Source organism: Xanthobacter aminoxidans (assembly GCF_023571765.1).
In the GTDB taxonomy this organism is placed as follows: domain Bacteria; phylum Pseudomonadota; class Alphaproteobacteria; order Rhizobiales; family Xanthobacteraceae; genus Xanthobacter; species Xanthobacter aminoxidans.
On sequence record NZ_JAMJXC010000023.1, the window covers coordinates 1 to 21,550 of the forward strand.

20 protein-coding genes are annotated in these 21,550 nt (G+C 66.7%); 9 read left to right on the forward strand and 11 right to left on the reverse strand.

All coding sequences use genetic code 11. The features are described from left to right. Window positions 1–468 precede the first annotated feature (468 nt). Genes EJ105_RS23970 through EJ105_RS23980 form a run of 3 tightly spaced genes read right to left on the reverse strand, consistent with a single transcriptional unit; the run spans window position 469 to window position 3,872 of the window. Complete coding sequence (locus EJ105_RS23970) at window positions 469–780, reverse strand: 2Fe-2S iron-sulfur cluster-binding protein (RefSeq protein ID WP_250168301.1); 312 nt, start codon at window positions 778–780, stop codon at window positions 469–471. A gap of 15 nt (window positions 781–795) precedes the next feature. Further along, the gene (locus tag EJ105_RS23975; protein ID WP_250168302.1) at window positions 796–1,833 is read right to left on the reverse strand and encodes an NAD(P)/FAD-dependent oxidoreductase; all 1,038 of its coding nucleotides are present in this window, start codon (window positions 1,831–1,833) and stop codon (window positions 796–798) included. Further along, complete coding sequence (locus tag EJ105_RS23980) at window positions 1,830–3,872, reverse strand: molybdopterin-containing oxidoreductase family protein (protein ID WP_250168303.1); 2,043 nt, start codon at window positions 3,870–3,872, stop codon at window positions 1,830–1,832. Before EJ105_RS23980 ends, EJ105_RS23975 begins: the two co-directional genes overlap by 4 nt. A gap of 210 nt (window positions 3,873–4,082) precedes the next feature. Between EJ105_RS23980 and EJ105_RS23985 the strand changes: the two genes are divergently transcribed. The 7 genes from EJ105_RS23985 to pdxR all read left to right on the forward strand — a co-directional run bounded on the left by EJ105_RS23985 (window position 4,083) and on the right by pdxR (window position 11,308). Further along, window positions 4,083–4,967 carry a dihydrodipicolinate synthase family protein gene (locus EJ105_RS23985; RefSeq protein WP_250168304.1) on the forward strand — a complete coding sequence of 295 codons (885 nt, stop codon included), beginning with the start codon at window positions 4,083–4,085 and terminating at the stop codon, window positions 4,965–4,967. A gap of 92 nt (window positions 4,968–5,059) precedes the next feature. Continuing rightward, window positions 5,060–6,367: an ABC transporter substrate-binding protein gene (locus EJ105_RS23990; RefSeq protein ID WP_250168305.1), complete on the forward strand. Its 1,308-nt coding sequence runs from the start codon at window positions 5,060–5,062 to the stop codon at window positions 6,365–6,367. A gap of 23 nt (window positions 6,368–6,390) precedes the next feature. After that, window positions 6,391–7,269: a branched-chain amino acid ABC transporter permease gene (locus EJ105_RS23995; RefSeq protein WP_250168306.1), complete on the forward strand. Its 879-nt coding sequence runs from the start codon at window positions 6,391–6,393 to the stop codon at window positions 7,267–7,269. Continuing rightward, a complete protein-coding gene (locus EJ105_RS24000; RefSeq protein WP_250168307.1) occupies window positions 7,266–8,216 on the forward strand; it encodes a branched-chain amino acid ABC transporter permease in 951 nt (316 codons plus the stop codon). The genes EJ105_RS23995 and EJ105_RS24000 overlap by 4 nt, the downstream gene beginning before the upstream one ends. Next, window positions 8,213–8,986, forward strand: coding sequence for an ABC transporter ATP-binding protein (locus EJ105_RS24005; RefSeq protein WP_250168308.1), 774 nt, complete (start codon window positions 8,213–8,215; stop codon window positions 8,984–8,986). The genes EJ105_RS24000 and EJ105_RS24005 overlap by 4 nt, the downstream gene beginning before the upstream one ends. Next, complete coding sequence (locus EJ105_RS24010) at window positions 8,973–9,683, forward strand: ABC transporter ATP-binding protein (protein WP_250168309.1); 711 nt, start codon at window positions 8,973–8,975, stop codon at window positions 9,681–9,683. Before EJ105_RS24005 ends, EJ105_RS24010 begins: the two co-directional genes overlap by 14 nt. Window positions 9,684–9,754: 71 nt before the next feature. Next, a complete protein-coding gene (pdxR, locus tag EJ105_RS24015) occupies window positions 9,755–11,308 on the forward strand; it encodes a MocR-like pyridoxine biosynthesis transcription factor PdxR (RefSeq protein ID WP_250168310.1) in 1,554 nt (517 codons plus the stop codon). 64 nt (window positions 11,309–11,372) lie between these two features. Here the strand turns inward: pdxR and EJ105_RS24020 are convergent, their stop codons facing one another. From EJ105_RS24020 to EJ105_RS24050, 7 genes are all read right to left on the reverse strand, one after another. Next, window positions 11,373–12,551 carry an iron-containing alcohol dehydrogenase gene (locus EJ105_RS24020; protein ID WP_250168311.1) on the reverse strand — a complete coding sequence of 393 codons (1,179 nt, stop codon included), beginning with the start codon at window positions 12,549–12,551 and terminating at the stop codon, window positions 11,373–11,375. A 10-nt stretch (window positions 12,552–12,561) separates the two neighbouring features. Then, window positions 12,562–14,031 (reverse strand): aldehyde dehydrogenase, encoded by a 1,470-nt coding sequence (locus EJ105_RS24025; protein ID WP_250168346.1) that lies wholly within the window; start codon window positions 14,029–14,031, stop codon window positions 12,562–12,564. Window positions 14,032–14,036: 5 nt separating this feature from the next. Then, a complete protein-coding gene (locus tag EJ105_RS24030) occupies window positions 14,037–14,906 on the reverse strand; it encodes an alpha/beta fold hydrolase (RefSeq protein ID WP_250168312.1) in 870 nt (289 codons plus the stop codon). Beyond that, entirely contained in the window at window positions 14,899–15,483 is a 585-nt protein-coding gene (locus EJ105_RS24035; RefSeq protein WP_284145621.1) for an amino acid synthesis family protein, read from the reverse strand. Before EJ105_RS24035 ends, EJ105_RS24030 begins: the two co-directional genes overlap by 8 nt. 77 nt (window positions 15,484–15,560) lie before the next feature. Further along, window positions 15,561–16,289 (reverse strand): amino acid ABC transporter ATP-binding protein, encoded by a 729-nt coding sequence (locus tag EJ105_RS24040; RefSeq protein WP_250168347.1) that lies wholly within the window; start codon window positions 16,287–16,289, stop codon window positions 15,561–15,563. Between the two features lie 49 nt (window positions 16,290–16,338). Then, a complete protein-coding gene (locus EJ105_RS24045) occupies window positions 16,339–17,034 on the reverse strand; it encodes an amino acid ABC transporter permease (protein ID WP_250168313.1) in 696 nt (231 codons plus the stop codon). A gap of 93 nt (window positions 17,035–17,127) precedes the next feature. After that, entirely contained in the window at window positions 17,128–17,994 is an 867-nt protein-coding gene (locus tag EJ105_RS24050) for an ABC transporter substrate-binding protein (RefSeq protein WP_051679137.1), read from the reverse strand. 164 nt (window positions 17,995–18,158) lie between these two features. Between EJ105_RS24050 and EJ105_RS24055 the strand changes: the two genes are divergently transcribed. Beyond that, entirely contained in the window at window positions 18,159–18,845 is a 687-nt protein-coding gene (locus tag EJ105_RS24055; RefSeq protein ID WP_250168314.1) for a GntR family transcriptional regulator, read from the forward strand. Between the two features lie 247 nt (window positions 18,846–19,092). On the opposite strand, the gene EJ105_RS24060 is transcribed toward EJ105_RS24055, so the two are convergent. After that, window positions 19,093–20,070, reverse strand: coding sequence for a LysR family transcriptional regulator (locus EJ105_RS24060; RefSeq protein WP_250168315.1), 978 nt, complete (start codon window positions 20,068–20,070; stop codon window positions 19,093–19,095). Window positions 20,071–20,526: 456 nt separating this feature from the next. Between EJ105_RS24060 and glsA the strand changes: the two genes are divergently transcribed. Further along, window positions 20,527–21,522 carry a glutaminase A gene (glsA, locus tag EJ105_RS24065; protein ID WP_250168316.1) on the forward strand — a complete coding sequence of 332 codons (996 nt, stop codon included), beginning with the start codon at window positions 20,527–20,529 and terminating at the stop codon, window positions 21,520–21,522. Window positions 21,523–21,550: the final 28 nt, after the last annotated feature.

Sequence of the window (21,550 nt, forward strand, 5' to 3'; positions counted from 1 at the left end):
GCCGTGACCCGTTCAACCGCCTCCCGCTTGAACGCCTCTGGAAACACCCGACGCCGTGCGCCCATCGAACACTCCTGTGAAGCTCGCCAAAGCTAGCATGGGTGTCCACCAAAACGGGGGACGATCAAGTTCGGACTCTGCGGTCGCATCTGGCTTTTCGGTCGGTCGAGCGGGGGCTTCGGCGGTCGTCATGGCGCGATAACTCGCCGAGATTTCGAATGTTCCTGAGACGCCCCAGCTTACGCAGCGTGAATATCCAGAACGGTATCCAACTCATGGAGAGCAGACTCCCCCGCCGAATAAGCGGGCTGGGCCGCCTCGGGCGACCGGGGAGAACATGCCAAAGTGAATGATCTCTCCCGTTCCGATTGACGCCCGTCTGCAGCCCCTATTTTTGGCTGTGAGTGGCGCTGCCATCATTCGGCGCGTCTTCAGCGGGTCGAACGCTCCGCGGGAAAGAACCCCGTGTCAGGCATGCGGCATGGCGAGTTCCAGGCCGTCCAGTTCCGGCCCCACGCGCAACTGGCAGGAAAGACGCGATCCGGCGCGCGTGTTGAAGGCGCAGTCCAGCATGTCCGCCTCCGCGTCCTCAGGCTCGGGGAGGCGCGCGAGCCAGGCGGCATCCACCCACACGTGGCAGGACGCGCAGGCCGCTGAGCCCTCGCACTCTCCTGTGATGCCGATGCCGAGCGGGCGCAGCACCTCCATGACGGAGAGGCCGTCCTGCGCCTCTACGTGATGGCGGCTGCCGTCGCGGGCGGTGACGATGAGGCGTGTCATGGGCCGAAGGGCTCCTCAGACGTTTGCAGCGCGCGCGGCCGGGTCGCCACGGCTGGTGGAATGCTCGAAGTGGCGCGCCGCGGCCGGGCGCAGCAGGGCGAGCGTGCTGTGGGCGGCCCGAGCGGCCTCCGCGAAGCCGGTGAGGATCAGCTTCAGCTTGCCGGGATAGTCGGCGACGTCCCCTACGGCGAATACGCCGGGGCGCATGGTCTGCATGCTGGCGGGAGCGACCGGGATGCCGGCGGCGCCCGCAGCGATGCCGAAGCTGGCGAGCGCCGAGAGATCCTTGGCGAGGCCGTAGAAGCACAGGAGCGCATCGGCCGCCACCTCTTCCTGTCCACCCGCGCCATCGGCGAGATGCACGGCCTCGATCCGCGCGCCGGTTCCAGACACGCCCGCAAGGGTACGGGGCGCGCAGATGCGGATGCGCCCCTCCTGCACGAGGCGCTCGATCGCGGCGAGCGTCGCAGGCGCGGCCCGGAAGACGGGCCGCCGATGCACAAGCACCACCTGAGCGGCGATGCCGGCGAGGATCACCGCCCAATCGGCTGCCGAGTCTCCGCCGCCCGCGATCACCACCATCCGGCCGCGAAACCGCGCGGGGTCGTCCACCGCATAGAAAAGGCTGGTCCCCTCGAAGGCCGCAAGATTGGGGATCGGCGGACGGTTGGGGCCAAACGCCCCGGCGCCCGCCACCACCACCACGGCGCGGGCGCCCACCTCGCTTCCGTCGGAGAGGGCGATGCGGAACTGTTCCCCCTCCTGCCTGAGGCCGATGGCGCGGCGGCCGAGGAGATAGAGGGGGTCATAGGGCGCCGCCTGTCCCACCAGATCGGCGACCAGCGCGCCCGCCGTCACGGAGGGCCGGCCGGGAATGTCATAGATGGGCTTTTCCGAGTAGAGCGCCGCGCACTGGCCGCCGGGCACGTCGAGCGCGTCCACCACCAAGGCGTCGAGCCCCGCCTGGCCGAGGGCGAAGAGGGTGAACAAGCCCACGGGCCCCGCGCCGATGACCGCCACGTCCCGCACGGCGGCCGTCCGCAATGGACTCATTCCGCGGCCTCCGCGCGTATCAGGCGCGCCTCCGTACCGTGGACGGTGGTGCTCTCGGCGATGTCGCTCTTGTGGCCCGGCACCAAGGCGTTGACGTTGGCATCACCCGGCGAGAGGCTCGGCCAGCGGCCCTTGTGCATCAGGACGACGCCCGGAAGGGTGCGGTCGGAGATCGCGACCGTGACCGGCACGCGGCCCTCGCCATTGGCAAGCACTACCTGATCGCCCTCCGCGAGGCCTTCGCGCGCCGCGTCGTCCGGATGGAGCGCCACGGTCGGCGGTCCGAGCCGGCGCCGGATCACCGGATCATTGCCGTAGCTCGAGTTCATCTGCCATTGGGAGGCGGGAGAAAGGATGCGCATCCTGCCATCCGCAGGCGGCGCGTCGACGTGGGCCATGGGCAGGCGCGGCAGGCCGAGGGCGGCCGCCTGCCCGCTCGCAAGCTCAATTCGTCCCGAAGGCGTCCCGAAGGCGAGGCCTTCGAACTGCACCTTCGGCTCGGGGAAGACGGTGGCCGTACCCACGGCGGCCAAATCGGCGAAGGTGCCTTCAAAGGGCGTCTGGGCGAGAAGCCGCGCGATGAGGTCGGCATCGGTCTCAAACAGCTCCGGCTCGGCGAAGCCCATAGCCGCCGCGAGCCGGCGGAAAATTTCCGAATTCGGCAGCGCCGTGCCGGGAGGATCGCCCGCCTTCACCTGCGCCGAGACGGTGAGGTCAAAATAGGACAGCACCAGGTCGTCGCACTCGAGAAAGCTCGCCGCCGGCAGCACGATGTCTGCATAGGCGGTGGTGTCGGTGTGAAACAGGTCCACCGCCACGTGGAACAGGTCCTCGCGCATCAGTGCCCGGCGCAGGCGGGCCTGCTCCGGCGAGGAGGCGGCGGGGTTGTTGTTCCAGTTCACGAAGGCACGGGCGCGCTGCGGATCCTCCAGCGTGGCCGCGAGGTCCATGTGGCTTATGGCGGGCGGCGCGTTCGTCGCAAGCGCGGGGCAGGTTAGCGTCGCCATGTCGATGCCGCGCCCGCCGGGGCCGTTCATGTAGAGAAACCCGGCGCCGGGCTTGCCGAGATTGCCGGAGAATGCCACCAGCGCCGCCAGCGCACGGAAGGCGTTGCCGCCATACGGCTGGCGCTGCACGCCCTGCCCGAGCCACAGGAGCGAGGGGCCCGCTCCGTAGGCGCGCGCGGCCTCCTCGATCAGCTCCGCGGGCACGCCGCAGAGCGTCGCCGCGCGCTCGGGGCTCATGGCGGCGATGGTTGGGGCAAGGTCCTCCGCCCCCAGAACGTGGGAGGCCAGGAAATCCCGGTCGTCGAGCCCGTCGCGGAGCAGCACATGGATGAAGGCGAAGGCGAGCGCCGCATCGCTGCCGGGCCGCAGTTGCAGATGCAGGTCCGCGGCGCGCGCCGTGTCGTGGGCGACGGGATCGACGGCGATGATGCGCGTGCCCGCGGCCTGCGCATCCGCGAGCCAGCCCTTGTTCTGGTGCGGCGCCGAGAAGGAGGGGTTGGCGCCCCATACCAGGATGGTGCGGGCATCGCGTGCGGTGCGCGGGTCGAAGCCTTCGAGGGAGTTGCCGAAGGTCATTTCCAGCGCGACATGCCCCGCCTTGTTGCAGACGGTGTCGGGATCGACCTCCGTCGCGCCGAGGCGGTTGAAGAAACGGATGGGAAACCAGCCGCCCACCAGCCCCACCGTGCCGGTGTAATGGGTATGGAGGATCGTGCGGGCCTCGCCTTCGGCGCTGAGCGCGCCGAAACGCTCGGCGATCAGCGCCAGCGCCTCGTCCCAGCCGATGGGCTCGAACGTCCCTTCGCCCTTGGCCCCCACGCGCTTGAGCGGCGTCGCCAGCCTGAAATCTGTCGCGCGCCAGCTGCCGTTGTAGACGATGGCGCACTTGCCGCAGAGGGCGCCCCGGGTGACGGCGTGGTCGGGATCTCCGAGAACCTTCCGGATCATGCCGTCGCGGCGGCCCACGACGATCCCGCAGGCGTCGTAGCAGTCCCTCGGGCAAGTGGTCTTGATGAAGTCCGCGTCCGCCATGGCGCTGGTCGGCCTCGTTCTGGTGAAGGGAAGAGCGGTCGCGGCCGCCCACATCGGCCGGCTCGCATGGAAAACTTATGCGAAGGGCCTCCCGCCCCGAAGCCCTCCCTGAGCTGGTCCTATCGATTTTTCCCAAAGCGGAACCATCGCACGCCTTGTGAACCGGACATCCCGGGCTCAGGCTTCATAGTGAAGACGGGGAGCCGAGGCATGACCAGAATGAATATCGAGGGTGTTGTTCTGTTTTCAGTGACGCCGGTCGCGGCGGATGGCTCCATCGACTACACTCGGTGGAAGAAACATCTTGATGATGCACTCGCGGCCGGCATCCACAGCGTCACCCTGTTCGGAAGCACGGGCGCGAACGGCTATTTCACCGAAGCCGAGAAGATGAAGGCGCTGGAAGAGGTCGCCACGCATCTGGGCGGCCGGGTGCCGGTGATGACGGGCATCGGTGCCATGACCACGGCGGAAAGCGTCCGCCTTGCAAAGCACGCGGCCGACCATGGCGCGGATGCGGTGCTGGTGGTGCCGCTCAACTACTGGAAGCCGACCGAGCGGGAGATCATCACCCATTACGAGACGGTCGCCGCAGCCAGCGACCTGCCACTGTGGCTCTACAACAACCCGCCGCTCGCCGGCATCGACCTCACCCCGGCGCTGGTGAAGACGCTCTCCTCCATCCCGACGCTGGTGGGCATGAAGGACTCCTCCGGCGACCTGTCGCGCGCCTTCATGGTGCCCAAGATCACCGGCGGAAAGGTCCAGGTGGGCATCGGCCAGGATACGCTCATCCTGGAGCCGGCGCTGGCCATCGCGCCGGCCTGGTTCACTGGCCTTGCCAACATTTGTCCGGCCGAGTGCGTCGCCTTCTGGAACGCAGCCAAGGCCGGCGACGTGGCGGCGGCCTATGCCGCCGCGGCCCGTCTCTTTCCCCTGAGCGAGATCGGCGGTCGTTACGGCATCATCCGCGTGGCCCATGAGGGCTTGGCGCTGATGGGCAAGAGCGCGGGGTATCCGCGCCCGCCGCTTCTGCCGCTGGAGGCAGCGGCCGCCGCAGAGGTGAAGGCGGCTATCGATGCGTTGGCCGCCTGAGGCGGACCGGCAAGGCCATTCATAGGCAAGGCCCATTCATAAAAGCATAGAGCGCCAAAGGCGCCGCTTCTCCAAACCTTCCGGAGATCGACATGGACCCGAAATCAGGTATCGACCCGAAATCAGGTATCGACCGTCGTGGTGTCCTCAAGGGCATGGCGGGGCTGGCGGCGGGAAGCGCCGTCGGCGCCTTTCCCATGCCCGCCCTCGCCCAGAATACACCGTTGAAGGTCGGCATCATCGCGCCACGCGCCGGCACAGCGGCCTACATCGGGGCCAACGGCCTGCGCGCGGTGGAGTGGAGCACCGAGAAGATCAACGCGTCCGGCGGCATCGCCGGCCGCAAGGTTGAACTGGTGGTGGAGGAGGAGACCAACGCCAAGGAGACGCTGGAGCGCGCCCGGCGCCTCGTGCTCCAGGAAAAAGTGGACTGCATCCAGGGCGGCTATTCCACCGGCGTGACGCTGCCGATGGCGCCGACGCTGGAGGACATGCAGGTCCTCACCATCTTTTGGGACGGCACCACTCAGGACGGCGTGAAGGAGACCATGCCGTCGCCGAAATACGTGTTCAAGAGCGCCGACAACGAGTGCGAAGCGGTGATGGCCTCGCTGATCGCGCTCAAGCATCTGAAGGGCCAGTTCAAGCGCATCGCCGCCATCAGCCCGGACTATACCTACGGGCGCAACGTGTGGACCGCCTTCAAGGCGCTCAACAAGAAGTTCGGCATCGACGCCGAGGTGGTCTCGGAGCAGTGGTCGAGCTTCAGCCAGCTGGACTTCACCGCCAACGTGGCGGCGCTGAAGGCGGCCAAGCCCGATCTCATCTATTGCGTGCTGGGCAATGCGGACCTGCCCATCTTCATGCGCGCGGCCACCAGCGCCGGCCTCACGGATACCGCCCGCATGGTGCTGGTGCAGGCCGGCCACCAGCACGGCCAGTTGAAGAAGCCCTTCACGCCGGTCGGCACGCTGCTGTGCTACAACACCATGTATTTCGCGCGACCAAATCCCTCTCCAGCGCAGAAGGAATTCGTCGAATACTACATGGACAAGTACAAGGACTATCCCCACTGGGAGAGCGACCGCGCCTTCTTCGCCATGAACGTCTACAAGGCGGGCGTGGAGAAGGCGATGGCCGCGAAAGGCGGGTCCTGGCCGAAGCCGGAGGAGATCGCCCAGGCGATCGAGGGCATCAAGGTGGAATCGTTCGGCGGGCCGGCCGGAATGCGCAAGGACCATATCGCCGAGGAGATGTTCTACGGCGGCTTCGCCACCCACGACAATCCCTATGACGTGTGCACGCTGAAGGACACCTACAGCTACGACGCCTCCGTGCTCCAGAAGCCGCCGGGCGCCGATTTCTGGGGCTGGCTCGAAACGGCCAATTTCCCGGTCTGACCGGCCGGGAGCAGAGACGCGACATGGCCACGGTCGACCTTCTGTTCGCCGCGCTGTTCAACGCTGCGGTCCTGTTCCTCGTCACGGCGGGACTGCAGCTCATCTTCGGTGTCCAGCGCATCGTCAATCTGACCGCCGGCTCGCTCTATGCCCTCGGGGCCTATTTCGGGGCCTCGGTGTTCGAGTGGTTCTCGGCGCAGGGCGGCTCTCCCGTCCTGCTCCTGCCGGTGCTCATCCTGTCCGGCCTCCTGGCGGGACAGGTGGGCTTCATCGTCGAGCGGGTGCTGCGCACGGTCTACGGCCGCGACGAAGCCTTCCAGCTGCTCATGACGTTCACCTTCGTGCTGATGTTCCAGGATGTCCTGCGCTACGTCTGGGGCGCTCAGCCGCGGCTGCTCGGCGATCTGCCATCGGTCTACGGCACACTCGTGGTCGGCGAATTCACCTTCCCCGTCTACAACCTGCTGGTGATGGCGAGCGCGCTGGTGGTGGCCGGCCTGCTCTACTGGCTCATCGAACGCACAAGTCTCGGCCACGTGGTGCGGGCCACCGCCGAGAACGGCCGCATGGCGGAGGCGCTGGGCGCCAACACCCGCCGCATCAACATGCTCGTGTTCGTGCTCGGCTCCATGCTCGGCACGGTCGGCGGCGCGCTTGTCATTCCCACCACGGCGGCCTCGCTGGAAATGCCCATCGCGCTCATCGTCGAAGCCTTCGCGGTGGTGGTGATCGGCGGGCTGGGCAGCATCCGCGGCGCCTTCCTCGGCGCCATCATCGTCGGCGTGCTCAGGGCGCTCTCGCTCACCTATTTCCCGGAGCTGGAGGTGATGTCCATCTATCTTGTGGTGATCGTCGTCCTCGTGGCGCGGCCCTACGGACTGTTCGGGAAGGCCGAGGCATGAAGACCATCCTCGCCTTCCTCGCCGTGCTCGCGGCCTTCGTCGCCGCCCCGTTCGCGCTGGGGCCCTACTACACCACACTCATCATCCCGATCCTCGCCTATGCCATCGCTTTGACCGGCCTCAACCTCCTGTTCGGCTACGGCGGGCTCCTGTCCTTCGGCCACGCCATGTTCCTCGCCATCGGCGCCTATGCGAGCGCGGTGATGGGGGCGAAGCTCGGGGTTCGCGCGTTCGAGGCGCAGCTCATCGTGGCGATGCTCGCGAGCGGCACGGTGGCGGCGCTGATCGGCCTCCTCTGCCTGCGCTATACGACCATCTTCTTCTCGATGCTGACGCTCGCCTTCGGCATGATCTTCCATTCCTTCCTGTTCAAGTTCTACGACCTGACCGGCGGAGAATCCGGCATCTCCGTGCCGCGCCCCAGCTTGTTCGGCGCCAGCTTCGCCTCCATGAGCAAGACCGCCTTCCTGGTGGGGCCGTTCTACTGGTACGCGCTCGGGCTGTTCTCGGTCATGTTCCTCCTCATGGCGCTGATCGTCTCCTCGCCCTTCGGGCTCGCGCTCAAGGCGGGGCGGGACAACGAGCGCAAGACGTCGTTTCTCGGGGTGCCGGTGTTCAAGGTGCGCTACGTGGCGTTCATCCTGTCCGGCATCTATTGCGCGGTCGGCGGCGCGGTGCTGGCAGTCAGCATCGGCGCTGCGGATCCGGAGCTGTCCTACTGGACACAGTCCGGCAACATGATCTTCATCATCATCCTCGGAGGGCTCGGGCAATTGTTCGGCCCGATCGTCGGGGCCGTGTCCTTCACCCTGCTGCAGGACACGCTGATGGCCAATACCGAGTACTGGCGCTTTGCCCTCGGCGCGATTCTCGCGCTCATCATCATCTTCGCCCCGCGCGGTATTCTCGGCCTCATCACGCGTGCACTGGAATGGAGGCGGCGATGACCGAGATGCTGCTGCGCGCGCTGAACATCACCAAGCGCTACGGTGCCTTCACCGCGCTCGCGGGGGTGTCGTTCGATATCTCGAAAGGAGAGGTGGTGGCGGTGGTCGGCCCCAATGGCGCCGGCAAGACCACGCTGGTGAACACGCTCTCCGGGCTGTTCATGCCCGACGAGGGCGGCGTGATGTTCGAGGGGCGCCCGGTGGCGGGGCTCGGGGCCAGCGCGCTCGCGTTGCGTGGGCTGGCCCGCTCCTTCCAGCTCGTCACCATCTATCCGAGTTTCACCGTGGCCGAGATGATCTCGGTCGGCGCCTTCGCCCGCGCCGGGCAGACCTTTCGCCTGCTGAGGCCGTCCGCCACCTGCCGGCGCGAACAGGCGCAGGTCCGCGAGGTGGCCGCGGCCTTCGGCCTGGAGCACCGGCTTGAAACCACCTGCTCCGCCTTGTCCCAAGGCGAGAAGAAGCTGGTGGATATCGCGAGCGCGCTCACCCTGCGCCCGCGCCTGATGCTGCTGGACGAGCCGACCAGCGGCATCTCCAGCGCCGACAAGGACCGCATCATGGAGACCCTGCTCGCGGCGGCCCAGCGGCTCGGCGTCGAGAGCCTCGTCCTTGTGGAGCACGACATGGAATTGATCGCGCGCTACGCCACCCGGGTGATCGGCCTGAAGGCCGGCAGTCTCGTCGCCGACATGCCACCTGATGCCTTCTTCCGGGACCCGGCGGTGATCGAGACCCTCGTCGGCAAGGTACCTCACAATGCTCTCGGTTGAACGCCTCAGCGTCGACATCGCCGGAACGTCGATCCTGCGCGCCATCTCGCTGGAGGTGGCGGCCGGTGAGATCGTCTGCCTGGTCGGCCGCAACGGGGCCGGCAAGACAACGTTGCTCCGCGCACTCATGGGGCAGCTCGCGCCCCGCGCCGGCACCGTCCTGTGGCACGGGAACGCGCTGGCCGGGCTTCCGCCGCACGAGGTCGCCCGGCGCGGCATCGGCTTCTCGCCCGAGGAAAGCGAGGTGTTCGCAAGCCTCTCCGTGGCCCAGAACATCGCCTTCGGCACCTGGACGCGGCCATCGCGGGAGCGTCCTGCGGCCGATCGCATCGCCTTCGCCTATGAAGTCTTTCCCAAGCTCCTCACCTACATGACGCGCGGCGGTGCTGAACTCTCCGGCGGCGAGCGCAAGATGGTGTCCATCGCCCGCGCGCTGGCCCTCGATCCGGACCTGCTGCTGCTCGACGAGCCATTCGAGGGCCTCTCGCCCGCCATCATTCCCACCATCGCCGCCGGCATCGCCTCCATCCGCGCCTCGGGCCGGGCGGTTCTGATGGCGGAATCCAACGTCCAGCATATTCCCGACTATGTTTCGCGCATCTATGTGATCGAGCGGGGGGAGATCATCTTCCACGGCAGCCTGGAGGCGGCGCGGGCGGATCCCCTGGTCCGGCAGGTGGCTTCGGGCCTCGCCTGACGGGGATCTGGAGGCGTTGGATGGCACGTGAATTGCTTTGCTCACCCTTGGGGCAAGGATCGAGCAGGCACATGATTCCACTGCATCTGGACCCGGCCGCGGGCGTCACGCTCCAGGAGCAGGTCTACGACCAGGTCCGTGCGGCCATTCTCGCCCGCACCCTGCCGCCGGGGGCGGCACTGCATTCGACCCGGGAACTGGCCCGCACGCTCAAGGTGTCGCGCAACACCATCGTGCTTGCGTTCGAGCGCCTCGCCAAGGAAGGCTACCTGGTGATGCGCCCGGGCGCCGGCACCTTCGTGTGCGAGGTGCTGCCGGAGGCCTGCGTCGGCCTGTCGGGATCGCCCAATCCTGAGGCATCGAGCCCCTCGCCGCGCCGGCCTGAGCCCACAGTCGTGCACCCGCCAGTGCTGCTGCGTGCAGCGCCGCTGCGCATGGTGCAGACCGGCCCCACCCGCATGCAGGTGGATTTCTGGTACGGCAGCGCCAACAGCCGGAATTTTCCGATCCGTGAATGGCGGCAATTGCTGCTGGAGAACCTTTCGCGCGCCTCCGGCAACCTGTCCGGGTACGGTCCGCCGGAAGGCGCGATCGAGCTGCGCCGCGCCATCGCCAGCCATGTCTCGGCAAACCGCGCCATTCCGGCCGAGCCGGATCAGGTCATCATCACCGCCGGCGCGCAGGAGGGCTTCAACCTCATTAGCCGCCTGTTCGTGCAGCCGGGGGTGAAGATCGCGATCGAGGACCCCTGCTATGCCGGCGCGGCGCATGTCTTCTCCAGCTTCGGCGGTGCGCTGGTCCCGGTTCCGATAGATGCGCAGGGCCTGTGCACCGAGTATCTGGCGGGCTGCGGCGCATCGCTCGCCTACGTCACGCCCTCCCACCAGTTCCCCACCGGCGTCACCATGTCGTTCGGGCGCCGCCGTGAACTTCTGGCCTGGGCCCGCAGCAGCGGCGCCTATGTGGTGGAGGACGATTACGACAGCGACTTCCGTTATGACGGTGCCCCGCTCGCCGCGCTGGCGGGCCTCGATGCCAACACCTCGGTGATCTATCTCGGCACCTTCTCCAAGTCCGTCGGCGCCGGCATCCGCACCGGCTACATGGTGGTTCCGAAGCAGCTGGTCGGGCCCTTGCGGCAGGCCAAGAGCCTTGCCAACTACGGCCATCCCTGGCTCGACCAGATCGTGCTCGCGGACTTCATCGACCAGGGCCGCTTCGCCCGGCACGTGCGGCGCATCCGCCAGACCTACAGCGAGGCGCGCCAAGCGTTGGTGGAAAGCCTGAACAGCCATTTCGGGCCCACGCGCATCTCCGGTGCCGATGCCGGCATGCACGTGATGTGGACGCTGCCGGACCACCTTCCGCCGGTGCGCGAGGTGGCGCGGATCGCGGCCGATGCGGGCGTCGGGATCTACACGCTGGAGGCGGCGGGCGCTCACGAGATCGTCCCGTTCCGCTACCCCCGCGCCGTGGTACTGGGATATGCGGCGCTGACGCCGGAGGCGATCCGCAAGGGCATCGCCCGGCTTGCATCCGCCTTGTCCCGGGAGGGCGTTGACCTCTCCCCCCGCTTCGTGCGGCAGCGGCCGAGCGTACTGGCGGCGCCGGGACCGCAGCGATAGCGCGTCAAAGCTCCTCCCGCCCGTCCAGACGGTGACCGGGTGCAACGCAAACGTTGCCCCGCCATCACCCGCCGATGGCTCCACCGTCCCAGGCGATCTCATAGAGACGGACGATCTCGTCCTCGGACGGGATCCGCGGATTGTTCCCCGGGGTGCCGGAGGCGAGGGCCTGGCGGGCCATTTCCGGCCGCAGGCGGAAATAGGCCTCCTCATCCACGCCATAGGCCTTGGGCGTGGGAACCTCGAGGCGGGCGTTGAGATCCCGGAAGCCCCTCACCAGGGCATGCCCGGCCTCTTCATCCCCCATGGTCGCCGGCGCCCAGCCGAGCGCGCGGGCGGCGGCGGCGTAGCCGGCGGGCGCAGCGGAGAGGGAATATTCCGTCACGAGCGGCAGGAGCATGGCGTTGGAGAGGCCGTGCGGCACGTGGAAGAAGGCGCCGATGGGCCGGCTCAGCCCATGAATGAGGGCGGTGGACGTGTTTGACACCGCAAGCCCCGCATGGGTTGCCCCCAGCATCATGGCCTCGCGCGCGGCGCGGTTCGACGGTTCGCGCGCGACCGTTTCCAGATTCGCGCCGATCAGCCTGAGCGCGGAGAGCGCCAGCGCTTCAGCGTGGGCATTGCCGTTGCGATTGATGAGGGCTTCCAGCGCATGGGTCAGGGCGTCGAGCCCCGTGTCCACGGTGACGCGGAACGGGCAGGAGAGGGTCAGTTCGTAGTCAACGATGGCTGCGGCCGGAAGGGCCGCGGTACCGAGGATCAGCATCTTCTCCTGCGCAGCCGTATCGGACACGACGCAGGCGCGGGTGACTTCGCTGCCGGTGCCGGCGGTCGTGGGGATAGCCACCAGCGGCATCACCTGAAGATCCACGATGCGCGGCACTTTCAGGGCATGCACGTCCTCGCCCGTGCTCGCGAGGATCGCCGCCGCTTTCGCCGTGTCGATGGCGCTGCCGCCACCGAAGCCGATGACGCCATCATGGGAGCCGGAGCGGATCTCGTCGGCCGCCGCGATCACGCTGGTGTCGGTCGGATCTTCCACCACCGCCGAGAACACGCCGAGGCCCAGCCCCGCCTCCCGCATGGCGGCGATGGCCGTATCGACGAGGCCCAGCCTGAAAATGGTGGGGTCGACCACCAGCATGGGCCGTCTCACGCCGAGGCGGCCCAGCAAAGGCACGAGCTGGGAGAGGCTGCCGCCGCCGATAAGAAGCTCACGCGGGGTCAGGATGCGGTTGATCATGCAGCGGTCCTCAGCGCATCACGAAGGGATCGGGGATTGGGGCGTCGGACGTGTTGATCCACACCGATTTTGTGCGCGTGTAGTCGCGGATGGAATCCATGCCCGCCTCGCGGCCGAGACCGGACATGCCATATCCGCCGAACGGCACCATGGGTGAGACGGCGCGATAGGTGTTCACCCAGACGATGCCGGCGTGGATCTTCGCCGTCATGCGATGGGCGCGTGCGAGATTGGTGGTGAAGACACCGCTGGCGAGGCCGAAGACGGTGTCGTTCGCCTTGGCGACCGCCTCCTCCTCCGTGTCGAACACGGTGGCGCTCAGGACCGGACCGAAGAATTCCTCGCGGAAGCAAGGCAAGTCTGTGTCGTGGGAAAAGAGGATGGTGGGGCAGACGTAATAGCCCTGGGAGAGGCCCCGGGGCCGGCTGCCGCCCGTGATGCACTCGGCCCCCTGCACGATGCTGGCGGCCACCGTGCGCTCCATGTGGGCCACCTGCCGCGCGGTCGCGAGCGGGCCCATCTCCGTCTCCATCCGCTGCGGATTACCGATGCGGATGGCGCGAGCCTTGTCTGCCAGCAGTTTCAGGAAGGGCTGTGCGACCTTCCGCTCCACCAGCAGCCGCGAACCCGCCGTGCAGCTCTGCCCGCTGGCGGCGAAGATGCCTGCAACCACGGCGTTGGCTGCGCTTTCGAGATCGGCGTCGTTGAACACCACGACGGGAGACTTGCCGCCCAGCTCAAGGGTCGTGAAGGCGAGGTTCTCCGCGCTGTTGCGCACGATATGCCGCGCCGTCGCCGGCCCGCCGGTGAACGCGATGCGGGACACGAGCGGATGGGTGGTCAGCGCTTTCCCACACTCGGGCCCGAAGCCGGTCAGGATATTGACCACGCCCGGCGGGAAGCCGGCCTGATGCACGAGCTTGGCGAAGGCGAGAAGCGGCGCCGGGCCATCCTCGGACGCCTTCAGCACCACGGCGCAGCCGGCGGCAAGCGCGGGGGCGAGCTTCACCGCGGACAGGAAGAGCTGCGAATTCCAGGGCACGATGGCCGCGACCACGCCGATGGGCTCGGGGCGCAGCGTGACGTCGAGGTCGGGCTTGTCGATGGGCACGACGGCGCCCTGGTGCTTGTCCGCAAGGCCGGCGAAGTAACGGTAGTAAGCCGCCACATAGCCGATCTGCGCCTTGGTCTCGCGGATGATCTTGCCGGTGTCGCGGGTTTCCAGCTTGGCAATCTCGGCCGCGTTCTCCGCCACGAGGTCGCCGAGCTTGTAGAGCAGGCGCCCGCGCTCGGTGGCGGTCATGCGCGCCCAGGGCCCTTCATGCATGGCACGATGGGCGGCGGTGACGGCGCGGTCCACATCCGCCGCGTCGGCCTGGGGCATCAACGCCCACGCCGCCTCGGTAGACGGGTCCACGCTCTCGAAACGCTCGGTGGGATAGGAGAAGACACCATCGATATAGTGCTCGAATGTCTGCAAGGCGTTCATGGCTCGGCCCTCGCAAGGCTCGCGGCAGGCGCCTGCGCTTCGGCCAGGAAGGCGAGCAGGCTGCGATTGACAGCATCGGGATGGGTGAGGGCCATCATATGGCGCGCGCCGGCGAGAATTTCCGCCCGGCCACCTGGAGCGCGGGCTGCCATCTCCAGCGACATGGCCGGGGAGGAATTGGCGTCGTGCTCGGCCGTGAAGAACAGGGCCGGCGGGACGAGTTGCCGGAGCGCCTCGGCAAACACCGCATCGGAACTGGCGAACAGCCGGTAGGTCAACCGATAGCCTTCGGGCCGCACCTGCTCCAGCGCCGCGCGGGTCAGGGCCGAGGCCTCGACGAGATCGTCCGGCACGGGATCGCCGAACCAGCGGGCCAGGGTTGGATCGATGGAGGCGGCGACGCCCTTTTGGTCCAGTTCGTCGGCGCGGGCCTCAACGGCGCGCTTCAGTTCCGGTGGCCGGCAGAAGACGGCGTTCATCGCCACCAGCCGGGTGACGCGCGCGGGATGGCGCAGGGCCGCCTGCATCGCCACCAGGGCCCCCATGGAATGCCCCACCAGGGCCGCCCGCTGGATGCCCAGCGCATCAAGCAGCCCGACGACCGCCTCGCCATAGTCCTCAAGGCGCGCCGGGTCCGGCGGCAGGGTGCTTTCGCCGTGACCGGGCATGTCCACCGAGATGACGTCGTGATGCGCGGCGAGGACACGGACCTGCGGTCTCCAGACGTCGGCATTCATGCCGACGCCATGGATCAGCACCACGGGCGCGCCCTGACCCGCCCGAAGATAGGCGACCGAGGCCTCCACGGCGCCACCGCGCAGCCGGACGGCGGCGTGGCGGCGACCTGCGTCTGCGACCTCAGCCATGGAGGTCCTTCAGGGTCTCGAGGTCCTTGTAGCGGTCGCCGATGCGATGATGCGGTCGCCCACCGATGGAAGCGCCGAGCGCAATCACCAGTTCGTCCGGCGCGGGAGCGTCGGAGATGGCGAAGTGGACCGTCAGGTAGTGCGAGCGCCGGCCCTCGTCCTGCTTGTCCATCAGCGGAATCATGATGGGGCAGCCCGGCCCCCCGCGGACGTTGGTGAAAGCGAGATAGGTCTTCGCCCCCACCGCACGGCGGAAGTGATTGCCGAAATGCAGGGTATGGATGAGCGCGGAGGCGTGCTCGATTTCGCCGGAGGTACCGCACAAAGCGGCCTTCCCGTAGCCCTCCACCGCGTCGCCGGAGCCGACGCGGCGCAGGATCTCGTCGGTCAGGAGCGCACCGAGTTCCGGCGCGATGGCCATGATCTCCGGCTTGAGGTCGTCGACGAAGCCGCGGCCGGCCCAGGGATTGGCGATCACCGCCGCAGCACCGAACAGATGGAGGGGGGTCGGCGCCGCCTTGCCACCCTCGATAAGCACCTTCTCGTCGTAGCCGACGATCTTGCGAAGCTTCAGCATGATCTCTTTTCCAAATTCCGGATTACGGCATGCCAGGACAGGAGGCGCGCAGGGGCATGGCACCGCCCCCGGCAGCCTCAGTGAGACAGGATCTTGGAGAGGAACGCCTTCGCCCGATCGCTCTGCGGATCTTCGAAGAAACGCGCCTTCGGCGTGTCCTCGACGATCTCGCCGCGATCCATGAAGACGACACGATCCGCGACCTTTCGCGCGAAGCCCATCTCGTGGGTCACGACCATCATCGTCATCCCCTCCTGGGCGAGGGAGACCATCACGTCGAGCACCTCGGTGATCATCTCCGGATCAAGCGCCGAGGTCGGCTCGTCGAACAGCATCGCGATGGGGTCCATGGCGAGCGCGCGGGCAATGGCGATGCGCTGCTGCTGGCCGCCCGAGAGCTGGAGCGGATACTTGCCCGCATGGGCCGTCATGCCGACGCGCGCGAGCAGACCCATGGCCTTGTCGCGGGCCTCCTCGCTCTTGCGCTTCAGCACCTTCTCCTGGCCGATGCACAGATTCTCCAGCACGCTCATGTGCGGGAACAACTCGAAGTGCTGGAACACCATGCCGACGCGGGCGCGCAGCTTCGACAGGCTGGCCTTGCCGTCGGTGATGGAGGTCCCCTCGATGAGGACGTCGCCCGTGTTCACCGGCTCCAGTGCGTTCACGCACTTGATGAGGGTGGACTTGCCCGAGCCGGAGGGCCCGCACACCACCACCACCTCGCCGCGCGCCACCGAGAGCGAGCAGCCTTTCAACACCTGAAAGGTGCTGTACCATTTGTCGACACCGCGGATTTCGACCACGGGTGTGGTGGCGCGGGCGGATGTGCCGTCAGCTGCATTCATGGCGCCCTCACCTCTGCTCGACCAGGCCGGCCTGGGGATCGTAGGCCCGGCCGAAGCGGCGCTCGATGCGGCGCTGGATGAACTCCCAGGCGGTGGTCATGATGAGGTAGTAGATCGCCGCCACCACGAAGAGTTCGAGCACCAGAAACCGCTCCTGAATGAGCACCTGCGTGCGCCGTAGCAGTTCCTCCATGGAGATGATGGAGGCGATGGAGGTGGTTTTCAGCACCCCGTTCACCGAGTTGCCGAGCGGCGGGATGATGATGCGGAAGGCCTGCGGCGCCACCACGTAGCGCATCACCTGGAACGGCGTCATGCCGATCGCGCGCGCTGCGTTCACCTGGCCCCGGGACACCGCCGCGATGCCGGCGCGCACGATTTCCGAGAGGTAGGCCGCCTCGTTCAGCGTAAGTCCGATGAGGGTCGACTCCACCACGGTGAACTTGATGCCGAGCTGCGGCAGGCCCGTGTAAATGATGATGAGCTGCACCAGAAGAGGCGTGCCCCGCATGATCCAGGTGTAGAAATACGCGGGAGCGGAGAGTAATTTGTATTTCGACATGCGCATCACTGCGATGACGAATCCCAGGATGAGCCCGAAAAATATGGAGAAGACGGTGAGCCCGAGGGTCACCAGCGCACCCTCTATGAGGTAGCCGTTGGTGAGATACTCGAAGAAGCCGTCCCAATGCCAACCCTTCACGTCAGCCTCGCGGGAATGAGAGAGGTCTCGGGCTGCGCGGGGCGCCCGGCGAGGCGGCGGGGACGAAATCCCCCGGCCGCAATGAGGAAGACGTCATGTATTGGGGCCGAGAACGCGCACCCCGCCCTCGGCCCGGCCGACGCCGTATTCGCCGAGCAGCTTGTCGAGATAGCCGTCCTTCTCCATGTCCTTCATCACCTCGGCGACGGCGTCCGCCACCACCTTGTCGCCGAAGGCCAGAGACCCGGGGGTGGGGTACAGACGCGACAAGGCGTGGGTGAACTCGCCGCGGTCCTGATACTGCTTCGCCACAGGATCGATGGACACCGCAGCATCCACCTGCCCGGCGCGCAGCGCCTGATAGACGGTGGCGTAGCCATCGAAGAGGTTGATGGTCATGGGCTTCAGGCCCCGCGCCTCGAAATCCTTGTTGAGGTCGCGCATCTTCTTCTCGGCATAGCCGCCGATGTCGGTGCTCACGGCCTTGCCGGAGAGATCGTCGAGCTTGGTGATGGGCGCACCCGACTTCACCGCCGTCGAGATGGAGATGGCGAGGTTCTCATACGGGATCATGTAGAGAATCTTGGTGCGCTCGGGCGTCACGAAGAGGCCGGCGTTGATCATGTCCCAGCGCTTGCCCTGGAGACCGGGGATCATCGCTGCATACTCGGCGCTGATGTATTCCGGCTTCAGGCAGAGGCGCTTGGCCACCTCATAACCGAGTTCGATCCTGAGCCCTTTCAGCACGCCTTTCTGGTCGGCATAGGCCATGGGCGGCAGGGTCGGGCTCGTCGCCATCACGAACGTGCCAGGCTTGACGAGATGACTGTCGGCGATCTTCGGCTGACAGGTCTCCGCGCGGGCGAGCCCGGCCGTGAGGCAGACTGCGGCGGCCGCCGCGAGGGTGGCCGCACGGCGCGCGGACCGGGACAGCGAGGTCGGAAGCGTGATGGGGGCCATGAGTTCACCCTGAGGAATATTATTGTATGCCGTACTATGGCATACCATAATCTGACGTCAATCGGCCTCAGCCAGCGACGATTGGTTTTCTGAGATGGCGCTGGGTTGAGTTGAATATTCGGCGCGGCTGCGGCACCAGTGCCGGCAAGAGGGAATGCGAGAAGATGAACGCTGCCACTGAACCCCTGAGGGTTGATCGCCCCGCCAAGACGCTTCGCGAGCTGACGCTTGAGAAGATGCGCGAGGCCATCTTCTCGCAGCATTTCCGGCCGGGCGACCGGCTGGTGGAGCGCGACCTGTGCGAGCGTCTTGGGGTGAGCCGCACCATCGTTCGCGAGGTTCTGCGGCATCTGGAGACGGAGGGCCTGGTCTCCAATCTTCCGGCGCGTGGTCCCATCGTCTCGCGCACCACGGCGGCGGAGGCCTTGCAGATCTACGAGATCCGGGGGGCGCTTGAGGCCATAGCCGCGCGCGCCTGCGCCGAGGCCCGGCAACCCGCGACGATCGCGGCCCTCGATGCCTGCCTCGCCCGCATCCTCGCCGGCTACGCCCGGGGCAACTCGACGTTGGTCCTGGAGGCGACCTCGGACTTCTACCGCACCCTGTTCGCCAGCTCCGGCAAGGAGGTCGCCTGGAACATCGTCAACGCTCTGACGATGCGCATCAACCACCTCCGCTCGATGACGATCAAGACCCCAGGCCGAGAGGTGGAAGGCCCCAGGCAGATGCAGCGCATCGTGGAGGCGATCCGCGCGGGCAAGGGGGAGGAAGCGCATGCCGCCGCTCTGCAGCACGTCGCGAGTGCCTCGGCCATTGCCCAGCGCCTGTTGCGGGAGCGGGAGGGCGGGTGATTGAGATTGGGTGCAGGCGCCCCGAGAGCCAGTAGGGAAATCGGCGGACTGAACCACCCCTGGGTTCACAGGCGCCTTCTTCCCTGGGGTCCGGCCCCTAACGCCCGGCTTGACGGGCGCTCCGTGCCGCTCTTGGCCTCCAGCGAAGCGCTCACCGCGTTCATCGCCGGACCATGACCAAGCCACTGAAGGGCAGATGACCTATGACGCCACCAAATGGCGGCATCTAACCAGGCTCGCGCCCACCTCAACTACTCTTCAATTGATCTTCTGCGCCCGCCACATCTTCAAGGTGCTTCAACAGCCATTTCAAGCCGGCATCTCGGTTGCCCCGCTGATGCCAGATCGCTTCGACTACGGCTTCTTGCGGAGCGTGAGGGAGAGTCAGCATCACATGGTGCCCCGCTTCAACCAGCCGACGGGCGAAGCGCTCGGGCAACGTGGCCACCATGTCCGTACGCGACAAGATATCCGCGACGGAGGCATAGTGCGGCAGTGAGACCGCGATATGAGCTACGGCCGCGTCATCTTCGTCCGCCTCCATGAGCAGTCGATCGATCCACACCCTCCGCCAAACTCCGCGCTCATCGAGGAACCCGTCGGCGGACTGATCGCCTGAGCCGGTCAGTTCCACCACAACGAACGGGTAAGAGAACAACCGCTCCCGGGTCACGGCGCTTCCTTCCAGTGGATGACCGCGCCGGGCCACGAGCGCCTCTTTGTCTTTGAGCAGCGGCGACCGGTGGATGCGTTCAGGGAGCTCCGAAAACCAGCCTATTACCAAGTCGAGTCGCCCTTCGTCCAAATGCTGGACGACGTCGATGCGGCTGTAGGGAAAAATTCGGAGTTCAAGCTGGGGAGCCAGTTCCGCGATGCGCTGGACGAGGCCCGGAAGGATGATGCTGCTGCTATACTCGCTGGCGGCGACGCGGAAGGTTCGCACGGCTTGGCACGGTGAAAACGGCGTCGCTGAAATCGCCTCATCGAGGCGCCCGAGACCGTCGCGAACCATGGGAGCGAGTTCGCGCGCCCGCGCCGTCGGAACCATGCCGTCATCGCCATAGATGAACAGATCGTCCCCAACCGCAAGGCGCAGGCGTGCCAGCGCATGGCTGACGGCAGATGCCGTCACGCCCAGTTCCCTGCTGGCGCCGCTCACGCTGCCGGTGAGCATGATCGCATCGAAGACGCGGAACAGGTTGAGATCAACGCGCTTCAGAGACATTCGCCACCCTGTGATTGAAATTCATTGCTGCACTGAAGCAAATTCAGCATTTACGGCCCCGCTTCACATTGGCATGGTTCGCTCGCGAGAAAAATGGCGGTAGCAGCGTGCGAGAATCGAGTGGCCGGCCCATAAATCGTGAGGCGGGAGTCCTGAAAAACGGCCCCACATCAAGGTGATCCGCGCTATCAGCAACGCCCCTCGCATGAAATCTCCGCTGCAGCACAGTATAAATACGCCGCGATGCAATATATGTCTGAAATCATTATCATTCAAAAAAGAATGGCGGGTTGAGACTCTCTGCCTCCGCGCATAAGCTTCGGTTAGACGCTTGGCATCTGACCTGCCCGTCGTTCGCGTTTTTGCTTTTGTTTGAAGGAGAATGGCAGCACGCCGTCTCGGCGAGGCCCGATCAGGCTTCATCAAAACACGCCCAAGAAAAACGAGGAAACGCTCATGTTCAGAGACGACGATCTGCCTTCGCCCGCCTACATTTCCACAGGTCACCTACCCGAGGCAGACGAGGTCGAGCGCCTTGTGCGGCGGGCTCACGCGCGTTTCAAGGACAATGACGAGGGGGCGAACTCCAAGGTCTATCCGGCGCTGGAGCGGGTACCGCGCGACCTGTTCGGCATCTGTATCGCCGGCACCAGCGGGCGCATCTACGCCGCCGGGGACGTCGAGCACGAATTCACCATCATGAGCGTGTCGAAGCCGTTCATCTTCGCCCTCATCTGCGAACTCATTGGCCCGTCGCAGGCGCGTGCGAAGCTTGGCGCCAACGCCACCGGCCGCGCCTTCAACTCGCTCGCGGCGATCGAGGCCATGCCGGGTGGCATCACCAATCCCATGGTCAATCCGGGCGCCATCGCCGCCACGAGCCTGGTTCCCGGCGCGACCAGCGCGGAGAAGTGGGCATTCATCCACGGCGGGCTCTCGCGCTTTGCCGGCCGCGCGCTTCCTTTGAACGAAGAGGTATACGCCTCCGCGATCGCGACCAACTTCCGCAATCGCTCCATCGCCCGCATGCTTCAAAGCGTCGGCGCCATCTACAGCGATCCGGACGAGGCGACGGAGCTGTACACGCGCCAATGCTCCCTCAATGTGAGCGCGCGCGACCTCGCGGTGATGGGCGCAACGCTGGCTGACGGCGGCGTCAATCCCATCACCAAGGAGCGTGTGGTGGAACCGGACGTCTGCCACTACGCCCTCGCCGTGATGGCGACCGCCGGCCTCTACGAGACCTCCGGCGACTGGCTTTACGAGATCGGACTGCCGGGAAAGAGCGGCATCGGCGGCGGTATCCTCACGGTCTCGCCGGGCAAGGGCGGCCTCGGCACCTTCGCCCCGCCGCTGGATGCCGCGGGCAACAGCGTGAAGGGGCAGTTGGCCGCGCGCTACCTCTCCCAGCATCTCGGCATGGATCTGTTCGTCTCGCGCCCTGAAGAGTGACGGCGCCGCCTCGCCACCGGCTCCCGCG